Origin of the sequence: Cryobacterium gelidum, from assembly GCF_004403985.1 — a bacterium.
Lineage (GTDB): Bacteria > Actinomycetota > Actinomycetes > Actinomycetales > Microbacteriaceae > Cryobacterium > Cryobacterium gelidum.
Window position 1 is genome coordinate 411433 of the sequence record NZ_SOHL01000027.1, and the last position, 11264, is coordinate 422696.

9 protein-coding genes and 1 tRNA gene are annotated in these 11264 nt (G+C 61.5%); 9 read left to right on the forward strand and 1 reads right to left on the reverse strand.

Annotated elements, in window-relative coordinates; genetic code table 11:
- Positions 1–25 precede the first annotated feature (25 nt).
- From E3T50_RS14985 to E3T50_RS15025, 9 genes are all read left to right on the forward strand, one after another.
- Positions 26–346 carry a nucleotide pyrophosphohydrolase gene (locus E3T50_RS14985; protein WP_134553001.1) on the forward strand — a complete coding sequence of 107 codons (321 nt, stop codon included), beginning with the start codon at positions 26–28 and terminating at the stop codon, positions 344–346.
- On the forward strand, positions 333–2105 hold the full coding sequence (locus tag E3T50_RS14990) for a DUF2075 domain-containing protein (RefSeq protein ID WP_134553003.1): 1773 nt from the start codon (positions 333–335) through the stop codon (positions 2103–2105). Before E3T50_RS14985 ends, E3T50_RS14990 begins: the two co-directional genes overlap by 14 nt.
- A 657-nt stretch (positions 2106–2762) precedes the next feature.
- The gene (locus tag E3T50_RS14995; protein WP_134553005.1) at positions 2763–3770 is read left to right on the forward strand and encodes an NYN domain-containing protein; all 1008 of its coding nucleotides are present in this window, start codon (positions 2763–2765) and stop codon (positions 3768–3770) included.
- A 236-nt stretch (positions 3771–4006) separates the two neighbouring features.
- Positions 4007–4083: transfer RNA gene (locus tag E3T50_RS15000), tRNA-Pro, on the forward strand.
- A 177-nt stretch (positions 4084–4260) separates the two neighbouring features.
- Positions 4261–4518, forward strand: coding sequence for a helix-turn-helix domain-containing protein (locus tag E3T50_RS15005; protein WP_241990951.1), 258 nt, complete (start codon positions 4261–4263; stop codon positions 4516–4518).
- Between the two features lie 193 nt (positions 4519–4711).
- Entirely contained in the window at positions 4712–5515 is an 804-nt protein-coding gene (locus E3T50_RS15010) for a tyrosine-type recombinase/integrase (protein ID WP_241990952.1), read from the forward strand.
- 293 nt (positions 5516–5808) lie between these two features.
- Complete coding sequence (locus E3T50_RS15015) at positions 5809–6243, forward strand: hypothetical protein (protein ID WP_134553007.1); 435 nt, start codon at positions 5809–5811, stop codon at positions 6241–6243.
- A gap of 286 nt (positions 6244–6529) precedes the next feature.
- Positions 6530–6982, forward strand: coding sequence for a hypothetical protein (locus tag E3T50_RS15020; RefSeq protein ID WP_241990953.1), 453 nt, complete (start codon positions 6530–6532; stop codon positions 6980–6982).
- 96 nt (positions 6983–7078) lie between these two features.
- The gene (locus tag E3T50_RS15025) at positions 7079–7546 is read left to right on the forward strand and encodes an SRPBCC family protein (RefSeq protein WP_134553009.1); all 468 of its coding nucleotides are present in this window, start codon (positions 7079–7081) and stop codon (positions 7544–7546) included.
- A 110-nt stretch (positions 7547–7656) separates the two neighbouring features.
- On the opposite strand, the gene E3T50_RS15030 is transcribed toward E3T50_RS15025, so the two are convergent.
- Positions 7657–9606, reverse strand: coding sequence for an ABC transporter ATP-binding protein (locus tag E3T50_RS15030; protein ID WP_134553011.1), 1950 nt, complete (start codon positions 9604–9606; stop codon positions 7657–7659).
- Positions 9607–11264: the final 1658 nt, after the last annotated feature.

Below are 11264 nucleotides of genomic sequence, written 5' to 3' on the forward strand. Positions count from 1 at the left end.
AAATTGATCCTGCTAGATTTGCGTCATGGCCGAAACATCAGTCCACGACGAGATCGCCGCCTTCGTCGCCGAGCGTGATTGGGCTCAGTTTCACAGCCCCGAGAACCTTGCGAAGAGCATTTCCATCGAGGCCGCCGAGCTACTCGAGTGTTTCCAATGGACACCCGATGCAGACATCGAGCGAGTGCGCGAGGAACTTGCCGACGTCCTCACGTATTGCTTTCTGCTGGCTGAACGCATCGGTGCAGATCCGAATCAGATCGTCCTGGACAAGCTGACGGTGACGAAAAAGAAGTATCCAGTCAGTAAAGCTCGGGGGCGAAGCACCAAGTATGACGCGCTTTGAGATAGAACGATTCGACTTCTCGCAAGAAGCCGTCAAGGTCTGGGCTCCTCGGGATCGCCGCAATACCAACTGGCCGGTCGTGTACGTCCTTGACAACGCTAGGGCAGAACGCGACGTTGTGCGAGAAGGGCGACTCGATGACGTCTATGTTGGCGAATCCCGCAATGCGGCAGCGCGAATGCATCAGCACTTCGCCTCCGCTGAAAAGCAACACCTGAGTACCATCCGAGTGATCGTGGATGCGACGTTCAATAAGTCTGTATGCCTCGACTTGGAGTCGTATCTGATCCGGATGCTCGCCGGCGACGGTTCCTACCGCGTGCTGAACAGAAACGACGGGATCACCGAGGCCGACTATTACGATCGCGCCCTCTATCAAAAGACCTTTCGCGAAGTGTTCGACCAGCTCAAAAGCGACGGAGTATTTACCAGGAGTATTCCCGAGATCGAGAACAGCGATCTGTTCAAACTTTCACCGTTCAAGGCACTCACGCAAGATCAAGCCATCGCTGTCGAGGGAATACTCGAGGGCTTCTTCGCCGATCTCGAGTCAGACACGGACAGCACAATCGTGGTGCAAGGAGAGCCGGGGACCGGCAAGACCGTTGTCGCTATCTACCTGCTCAAGTTACTCGTCGACATCGCCAGCAAGATTCCGACCGAGGACCTCGACAGCGACTCACTATTCTCCGAGTTCTTCGTCGACGGATACCGCGAACTGCTCACTGGCATCAACATCGGCTTTGTGGTGCCGCAGCAGTCGCTGCGTGAATCGATCAGGAAGGTGTTCCGCAAAACGCCTGGCCTAAACCCGGCCATGGTGATGACCGCGTTCGACGTCGGATTTGCCGACGACAATTTCGACCTGCTCATCGTGGACGAATCTCACCGCTTGAACCAACGAGCCAACCAACCCTCCGGCGTGCAGAACAAGAATTTCAGCGTAATCACCCAAAAACTCTTCGGAACCGATGACACTTCGAAGACGCAGCTCGATTGGATCACAGCTAAGAGCAAGCACCAGATTTTCTTGCTCGACGTTGAGCAGAGCGTTCGGCCCTCCGACCTGCCGCCCGAAATACTCAGGCAGCTTGTGAGTGTGGCGAAGGCCACACGACGTCACCACCCACTCCTCTCGCAAATGCGCGTGCAGGCTGGTGCGGACTACGTCGGCTATATTCGGCGTCTTCTCGGCACAGGCTCCACGGGCAGTGGCGCGCTCGTTCCAAAGACGTTCGAAGGGTATGACTTTCGAATGTTTGATGACATCGCCGCCATGCGCGCGCAGATTCGCCGCAAGGATGCCGAAGTCGGGCTTTCACGCTTGCTGGCCGGATTTGCCTGGCCATGGACGACCAAGACCGATAAGACCGCCTACGACATCGAGATCGACGGCACCGCGCTGCGCTGGAACAGCACCCAGACCGACTGGATTGCATCCTCGAAGTCGCTCGACGAAGTCGGATCGATCCACACCGTGCAGGGATACGACCTCAATTATGCCGGTGTCGTCATCGGTCCTGACCTTCGCTACGACCCCATCAGACGCAGTGTCTTCGTCGATCGAGATTCGTATTTCGACAAGAAGGGCAAAGAGAACAATCGCGTCCTCGGCAAGACCTACAATGACGACGACCTCCTGCGCTTCGTGAGCAACATTTATGCGGTTTTGCTGACTCGCGGAATCCGTGGGACCTACGTCTACGTCTGCGATCCGGCGCTTCGCGCGTACCTGCACAAGTACGTCGCCAGCGCATAGCACCGCGGTGGCGGCGGGGAAAGTCATGCTCAAAGGACTTGACCCGTTCGACGGTGCCGTCCGTGATGATGAACCACCTCGCTACGGATGTGGACGCGGCGACGATCGTCTCCGTGAGGGGTGTCGTGTCGTGCGGCTGCTAGCCGACGAAAACCGGCGCGATCTGAAACGTGGCTAAAAGCTAGCCCGGCGAGGTGCCGCCGATTAGCAACAGGCACGCAACGGATACTGACCTCGACTCCGAAAGCCAGTGCGCACCCATGGCGATCAGACCGATGAATCCGACCAAGCGCAGCGGATCACCTCGGCTTACACGCCGAATATGATGTCGCACGCTGGCAGTCGGTAGCCCGCGAGCGTTTTCAGCAAGCTGGTTCCTCACGCCCCGCCGACAATACCGATTACCGCACACCGCGGAAATGCCGCCGATCACGAGCAGTCGCGCTCCCCCGAGCTCCAGTTCGCGGCCAGCCCGCAAATCCCCGACGGGCGCGTCGGCGCCGCCGAAAAGTATGGGGATTCGACATGGATTCAGCGCTCATCGCGGTCAGTTGCTGGCGCAAGTCGGATCCCGAGTTGCCCTCGCCCCGCCGCTCGGCGCAGACTGGAGGCACCGGATCGCAACTGAGTCTTCCGCCTGTGGCTAAGGAGCTCACTATGACTGAACCGAACGATGCGCGCGTCGGCCTCTACATCGATTTTGACAACATCGTCATCTCGCGTTACCAGCAGCTGCACGGGCGTAATGCTTTCCAGCGCGACGGCATCCGTGATTTCAATAAGTCGAGTGCGGATGCCGACCCCGAGGTCGCCGCGCGGCTCGCCTCCGCGACGGTGGACTTCAACGCCATCATCGACTTTGCCGCGTCATTTGGCACCCTGGTCGTGAACCGGGCCTACGCCGACTGGTCAGTGCCGGTCAATGCGAGTTACCAGCGCCAGCTCATGTCTCGAGCGGTGGACCTGACCCAGCTGTTCACCACGACCACCCGGGGAACGAAGAACGGTGCCGACATCCGACTGGCCGTCGACGTGGTCGAAGACCTCTTTCGCCTGCCCGACCTGACTCACGTGATCATCATCGCCGGCGACTCGGACTACATCGCCCTGGCCCAGAAGTCGAAGCGGCTGGGGCGCTTCGTGGTCGGCATCGGTGTCGCGGGATCAACGAGCACCTCACTCGCCGCTGCATGCGACGAGTTTGAGGACTACGACTCGCTGCCCGGAATTGGCAAAACGACCGGCACGACCAATTCGGAGAGGCCCAAAGCAGGCCGGAAGGCTCCAGAAGCTGCCGAGATTGCACCCGACCCGGCGCCCATCCAGGCCCGTCTGTTCGCGACGAATCCCATGTTCTCGCACACCGAGGATGCGCAGTTCGACGAGCCTGAGGCCGGCGACGACATTGACCCACAGACACTGGCCACGGAGCTCCTGGTGCGGGCGCTGCAGATCGGTCACGCCAAGGGAGACGCCGACGAATGGCTCAACACGGGCACGATCAAGAACCAGATGCGCCGTATGGACCCTTCGTTCAACGAGAAGCCGCTCGGCTTCCGGTCCTTCACCGACTTTCTCTCCTCACGCAGCGACTTGGCCGATCTGAAAGAGGATGGCCCGCAGCGGCTGATACGGCTGCGCCACGAGGCAGAAAGTAGGCGGTAAGCCCGGCCGCTGTGTTCGGCATCGGATTCGAACTGCTGCACGGCTAGTTCAAGAACGATTCCACTCGGAATCCCTGCCTTGAGTCGCTTGTGTCGACTTACGCAGAGTCCTGCGCTGCAAACTGACACGGACTTCTTCGACAGCGTCGAAGTGTTCATAGGTCCTCTCAGAAAGCGGTAAGCTCTTATAGTTGTCTTCCGCAGGTTTCGTATGTTGGAATCGCTGTGCGGAAGCGGCGGGCTGTGGCGCAGCTTGGTAGCGCACTTGACTGGGGGTCAAGGGGTCGCAGGTTCAAATCCTGTCAGCCCGACCAAAAGTCCCGGAAACTCAAGGGTTTCCGGGACTTTTTAGGTTAAAGATTTGATTAAGTCATCACTACGTCACCACTTTCAGCGTTCTAGAGCCGGTTATTCGGCCCTGTCGTGCGAGTCGCCGTCGTCGGTTTCGGTTCCTCCCGATTGTTCAGGATCGTCGTGCACACCTTCTGGGCATGAGTATCCACGACGACAAGCTAACCTCCCCTCCCACCGCCGGCTGGGGGCTCGAACCCCTGATGGACGTTGCCGAGCTGGCGGCCTACCTGGGCATCCCCATCTCCACCGTCTACGACTGGCGGGTGCACGGCAAAGGGCCCACGGCCTACCGGTTCGGCAAGCATCTGAAGTTCGCCATCTCCGACGTGCGAGCCTGGATCGCCCAGCAGCGCGAGCCTTCCTCCAGCGAGCCCAGGCGCACCGATCGGCGGTGAGCTGAGATGGCCCGGCAGAGGCTCGCGATCGGCACCTTCGGCGACATCAACATCCGCCAGTCGCCGACGGGCAGGTACGAGGCGAGAACCCGCTACCGGGACTGGGACGGCCACGCGCGCCTCGTGCAAGCCACCGGCGCCACGGCCAACGCCGCCGAGCGGGCACTGAAGGCCAAGCTCGCCAACCGGGACCTTGTTCCAACCCGCCGACACGGCGCTGACGCCCGACAGCCTGTTCAAAGACCTGGTGACGTACTGGCTGGAAGAGATCGACCTGGAGGATCGCATCTCCCGGACCACCCGCAACCTGTACGAGCGCAACATGCGCACCCTGGTCTCGCCAGGCTTCGACAACCTCGCGCTGCGGGAGATCGGCGTGGCCCGATGCGACAATTTCATCAAGCAACTCGCGAAGCTCTCTTACAGCCGAGCCAAACAGGCGCGGGTCGTGCTGCGGCTGGCATTGGAACTAGCCGTGCGGCACGAGGTACTCCCCCGCAACCCAATGGACCACGTCGCCCGCCTGTACCGCGAGCCGCACGTGCCAAATGCCCTCACCGCCCCCGAGGTGAACGTCATCCGCGCGGCGATCGCGCAATGGGAGAGCGCCGCCAACCATATCTCTGGCCCCAAACCCGATGGCCAACTCGGCGCGATCATCGAGGTGATGCTCGGCACCTCGGCCCGGATCGGTGAGGTTCTCGCCATCCGACGCCGGGACATTGACATCACCAGCGCCGTGCCCTCCATTCGCCTGGCCGGAACCATCATCAGTCGCAACGGCGAACTGACCTTCCGGCAAGACCATCTTAAAACCGCAAAGTCCACGCGCGTTGTGGCACTGCCGACATTCACCGCCGACGCCGTGCGCCGGCGGCTCGCCAAATTCGGGAGAAGTTCTTATGCGGGGGTGATGGCGGCTGACAGCGACGACTCAGACGTGCGACGCGGTGAACGTAACTCGTCGAGACAACGTGATTCAACAACTCATCGCTGAGCTGAGGCAGGTCCACCCCGGATATTGTTCGCCCTTCTTACGGCGACCGCACGCGATGCGGCCGTCCGGGGTCGCAGTGTGCTCGGTCCGGTACGACAACACCGTAAGGGTATCGGTGGTCAGGAACACAAACTCGGCGAAAGGTAGCGAAATCGACGACTCGGGCATGTGCTCAAAATCCGCGACTCCAGTGACCGCCCCGACTCCAATCTGAATTGCCACGCCTCTTGCAGATCGAGGGCCCGGCTGTTTCGTCGGTGACGAAACGGTGCAGCCTGGCGCTCCTCCTGAATATGAGCGACCTGCAGAAATTCAACATCCGACGAATGACCTCGACCCAGTGCGTGCGGTGTGGCGCGGCGCTGCCGCCGGCCGCGAGCACCGGACGACCGCGCGTCTTTTGTGGACCCGGCTGCCGCAAAGCAGCGTACGACGACAGACGGGCCCGTAAACCGGAGGCATTTCACGTGCGAATTGTTGACCGTACTGTCGTGAAGACGGTTGAGATGATTCGGACCATCGATGAAGGGCACGACATCACCGAGTGCGTCCGACAGGTCTGCGAATCACCCCGGGCGGTTGCGAATGTCCTCGTCGCTCTGAATGGGTTGGTCCGTTCGGACACACTGCTGTTGGACAACAAATGGGCTCCCGCCGTGCGTTTGATCGTCGATTTGAACCGCGCCATTCAGAATGCTGCTGAGCGCGCAAGCCGGCCGCGCCGTTGACGCTGAGATCGTCGCGGTACCGGAGCACGGAAAGGATGAAACTCAGGCTTGCGTCATCTTGCTAGATTCCGTCTAGAGAAAGCATGCAGGGGTGTGTTGTCGGATAGCGTCGCATTTATTTCGCGGTTCGCGGGCTTGTCCATCTGTGGAGGTGCGCACGCGCAAGCACTTCCATGGCTACGGTTGTTACGAGCATAGTGATTGAGAGCGCGTGATGACGTACAGCGTAATTCGAGTTCGCGCGACGCCTGGTGCCTCGCGCTCAGGGCACATGGGTGGCGTGCTCGTGGTTGCTGGTATCGCGGTGGCCGCGTGGATCTCTTTCGGCCGCCACCTCTTCGGGATCGGTGGCGACCTCACCATCATCTACGCGGCGACGCTGGGTGTGATTTTTGCCGCCTTGTTGGTGTTCACGGGGCTCGCGGTACGACGCACGGCACGTCGAGGGTTCGAAACTCGCGCGATAACATACGTGTTTTTCTTTGCATCAGGCGTTATCGGACTCTTGTTGGGACTCACGCTTCCAGATTCAACACCTCGCGGTTTGCAGACAATCATCAGCGGACCCACACAGCCTGCGTTGGATATCGCTATTGGTATCGCGAACCCCCTGGGCGTTATCGGAATCGCGACCGCGATCATTGCGCTCGTGCTTTCGATTCGCGATTCGCGCGGGCGAATCACGCTTGTTGAGTCTTGGGGCGACGAGGATGACGGTGCCCTTGTCGACCCCGCGTAGCGGCAATTCGTTGCATCGACGCCGCTCCTGAAAGACCCACGTGCAGCGCGTCAGGCCGGAAACACCAGAGACAGCCCCCCACCTAGGCTGAGCAGTATGACGGTCGAACAGGTTGAGCCAGGGCCTCGCCAAGTCGCGCGCACTGTTGAGGTGCCGGCTTCGGCCGAAGACGTCTTCGCGTTGGTGGCTGATCCGCACCGTCACGGTGAGCTGGACGGCTCGGGCACCGTCGGCGGTACGGTGTCGGGGCCGCGGCGGCTCACCCAGGGCGCAAAATTCTCGGTAGCGATGAAGCAGTTCGGCGTCCCGTATCGCATCACCAGCACGGTGACGCGCATCGAAGACGGTCGGCTTGTAGAGTGGCGTCACCCCGCGGGACACCGGTGGCGCTGGGAACTCACGCCGCTCACGCCCACGTCTACGCGCGTTACGGAGACGTTTGACTACAGCACCGTCCCAGCCGTTCAGGGAAAGGTCTACGAGCTGCTCGGCTTTCCTCGGCAGAACGCCGCCGGCATCGAAGCCACCCTTCGCCAACTCGCGTCGCGCTCCGCCCGCGCTTGACGTGAGGCCACCGGGCCGGAGTCGGTTACGCGGCCGTGATTGCCAGCGCCACCGACTCGTCGGTCGTCCGGCTCAGGCGCCGGACCGCATGGTGGAGAAGTGCTCAGTGACTAGATCCCGCTTAGCGCTTCCGCATCCGCATCCGCATCCGCATCCGCATCCGCATCCGCATCCGCATCCGCATCCGCCGCAACATTCTTCTGCACGGCGAACTGGGTCCGGTGCAATTCCTCGTACCGCCCACCCACAGCCAGCAGTTCCTCGTGCGTACCGCGCTCCACGATCGAGCCGTCCTCAACCACGAGGATCAGGTCCGCGCTGCGGATGGTGGAGAGGCGGTGTGCGATCACCATCGCTGTCCGTCCCTTGAGCGCCTCGCTGAGCGCCGCCTGCACGGCGGCCTCAGACGTCGAGTCCAGCGCCGCCGTCGCCTCGTCGAGGATGACGACGCGCGGCTGGGCGAGCAGGAGCCTTGCGATGGTCATCCGCTGGCGCTCACCCCCGGACAATCGGTAGCCACGCTCGCCCACCATGGTGTTCAGCTGGTCGGGCAGGGACCGGATGAGCGGCTCGAGCCGCGCACGGCGGACGGCGTCCCACACCTCATCGTCGGACGCTTCCGGCCTCGCGAGGCGCAGATTGGAGAGGATGGTCTCGTGGAACAGGTGGCCGTCTTGCGTCACCATGCCCAGGGTGTGCCGCATGGAGGCGAACGTGACATCGCGGACATCCGCCCCCGCGAGGCGCACGGCGCCGCTGTCGACGTCGTACAGGCGCGAGAGGAGCTGCGCAATCGTGGATTTGCCGGCACCGGACGAACCAACGAGGGCAACGGTCTGACCCGGCTCGATCCTGAAGGATACGCCGTGCAGCACCTCCTCGCCGCCGCGGGTGTCCAATGTGGCAACCTCCTCGAGAGACGCGAGAGATACCTTGTCCGCGGACGGGTAGGCGAAGCGCACGTTGTCGAACTCCACGGACACCGGGCCTTCGGGCACGGCGACGGCGTCGGGCTTCTCCTTGATGAGCGGGTTTAGGTCGAGCACCTCGAAGACGCGCTCGAAGCTGACCACCGCGCTCATGATCTCCACCCGTGCGTTTGCGAGGCCGGTGAGCGGCGCGTAGAGGCGGGTGAGGAGGAGCGCCAGGGTGACCACGTCACCGGTGTTCAGCTGGCCGGCTAGTGCGAGGGCGCCGCCGAGCCCGTACACGAGCGCGAGGGCGAGAGCGGAAACGAGCATCAGTGCGGTGTAGAAGACGAACTGCAGCATCGCGGTGCGCACCCCGATGTCGCGGACACGGGCGGCGCGGACGCGGAACTCCTCGGCCTCCTCGTCGGGCCGGCCGAACAGCTTGACGAGGGTGGCGCCGGGCGCTGAGAAGCGCTCGGTCATCTGCGTGCTCATGGCGGAATTGTGATCGGCGGCCTCGCGGCGGAGCGCGGCGAGGCGGCTCCCCATGCGGCGCGCGGGTACCAGGAAGATGGGGAGCATGATCACGGCGAGAACCGTCACGAGCCAGGACGTGCTGAGCATGACGATCAGGGTGAGGATCAGCGCCACGACGTTCGTGACCACGCCGGACAGCGTGCCGCTGAAGGCCTGCTGAGCGCCGATCACATCGTTGTTGAGGCGGCTCACGAGGGCGCCCGTTCGTGTGCGGGTGAAGAACGCGATCGGCATCTTCTGCACGTGGTTGAAGACGGCGGTGCGGAGGTCCAAAATCACGCCTTCGCCGATCTGCGCCGAGTACCAGCGCGTCACGAGTGACACGGCGACGTCGGCCACGGCCACGAGCGCGATGACGACGGCGAGCCACACAATCGTGGTGACCGCGCCCTGGGCGACGATGACGTCGACCACCTGGCCGGCGAGTACCGGCGTCGCGACCGCGAGGAAAGCTCCCACGGTGGAGAGGGTGATGAAGATCAGCAGCTTGGACCGGTAGGGCACCGCGAACGTCATGATCCGCCTCACGGACTCACGGGAGAAGCCGTGTTTGCTGTCCCTAGCACGCGAGATCTTGTGCAGCGAGCTCCAGGCCGCGCCTTCCATGCTCATGGTGGTTCCTTCCGTGGGTACCAGGCCAAGTTTAGATGGCGAGTTGCCCGAGCTCGGGGTTCTCCCCAGCGGCAACGAGCCGGGGTTTTTTCATGAAACGGCTCGCCCGGCAACGAACGTGTGGGCGGTGTTTGCAACGCGGCTGCCGAGGTGACACGCGGTGCGCCGGTCAGCGTCGGCAATGACATACGCCCGCCAAAAGCGGTTCACAAGGTCATCATTTACCCATCACATTCATCACTAAATGACCCAAAACGATGACGTACAATTGGAGGCAGCGAACCGCCCGGTTCCCTGTAAAAACAAGGGAATCCGCAGGTTTTCGGAGACAGTCGGCAACGACATAATGTAGGCAAAAACCTCCAAGGGGTCGCAGGTTCGAATCCTGTTAGCCTCACAGATGAAATAGCAGGTCAGAGGCCAGTTCCGCACTTCGCGGGGCTGGCCTTTTCTGCGTCTATCGGGCAGTTACGCCAACGGTTACGCCAACTGGGATTTCCCTACTGCCAGAAAGGGAGCGCACCGACGGCGAGCGACGGAACCAGGGAGCGCGGGCCAGGAGCCGCTCAAGAGACGCGCTTAGGACCGTGTCGACGACGAGGCGGCGCGTATATCCGCCATGAGCGCCGGTATGTAAACGTCTTGCGGCGTCGTGCTAAATGCGTAGCCGCGTCGCGCCGGATGTAGCATCCCAGGGAGTCAGGGGGCTCGACGAAGACCATGCGAGGCGGTCGTCGTTCTGGCCGACTAGCCAGCCGACCGTCTCGTCGTCCGGTCCCCAGAGGCGCGATACCTTGCCGATACCTTCCCAGTCGGGGTAGGCGTAGCGGAGGGGTCCGGCGACGAAGTCTAAATGTTGTGGGCGGTGTGTCTTTACGATGGAGGTGCCAACTGTTTGGAAGATATCTGCCGTAAGTCACGCGAGGGGCCACCTGATGCGTTTACAACATCAAAGGCATAAGACCAGGGGTCCAACCATGAACGAATCCGCATTCTTCACCTTCACGTCCCATATCGACGGAAAGAACGCCAAAGTTTCAGTGTTCAGCGACCGGATCGAATGGATGAGACCACGTGGCGTATCAGTCGGGAAAGTTACGGCAGGTCTACTGACGGACGGCATGGCGTTCCTAGCGACAGGTTTCAAGAACGGCGAGAGTGGCACGGAAATGATTCCCGTCAAGAGCATGTCAAGCGTCACAACGGCGCGAGATGGATTTATAAATCCGAAGGTATCGGTTATTACTTCGGGCAATACGGTCGACTTCCGCGTTTCTCATGCCGAGGCTGCACAGGTCAAGAGTCTCCTAACTCAGTTGATATTGGGCACGCACCCCTTCTCAGAAGTCCCCGCGAAGAGCGCCGGTCGCGCTTGCACCTACCCCTGCTCTTCCTCAAGTCGACGTGATGGCGCAGCTTGCAAAGCTAGGCGATCTGAAGAGTGCCGGAGTCCTGATCGAGGAGGAGTTCAGTCAGAAGAAGTCAGAACTGCTTGAGCGTCTGTATGTAGCAGGACGCTGAGACCGCCGACCTCCTAGATGTTCTTCCCACGGTGGTTGTGTGCGTGGCGAGTTGTAAAAAGGTGAGGACCTCCTGTATCGATTGGGTTACCACACTCACTCGATGCCACGGAGGCCCTCATCTCTCACGTTACCCAC

Bases quoted from the DNA above. Each gene is read 5' to 3' on its own strand.
- E3T50_RS14995 (WP_134553005.1), top strand. From the start codon at position 2,763: ATGACTGAACCGAACGATGCGCGCGTCGGCCTCTACATCGATTTTGAC.
- E3T50_RS15030 (WP_134553011.1), bottom strand. From the start codon at position 9,606: ATGAGCATGGAAGGCGCGGCCTGGAGCTCGCTGCACAAGATCTCGCGT.
- E3T50_RS15015 (WP_134553007.1), top strand. From the start codon at position 5,809: ATGAGCGACCTGCAGAAATTCAACATCCGACGAATGACCTCGACCCAG.
- E3T50_RS14985 (WP_134553001.1), top strand. From the start codon at position 26: ATGGCCGAAACATCAGTCCACGACGAGATCGCCGCCTTCGTCGCCGAG.
- E3T50_RS15025 (WP_134553009.1), top strand. From the start codon at position 7,079: ATGACGGTCGAACAGGTTGAGCCAGGGCCTCGCCAAGTCGCGCGCACT.
- E3T50_RS14990 (WP_134553003.1), top strand. From the start codon at position 333: ATGACGCGCTTTGAGATAGAACGATTCGACTTCTCGCAAGAAGCCGTC.
- E3T50_RS15005 (WP_241990951.1), top strand. From the start codon at position 4,261: ATGAGTATCCACGACGACAAGCTAACCTCCCCTCCCACCGCCGGCTGG.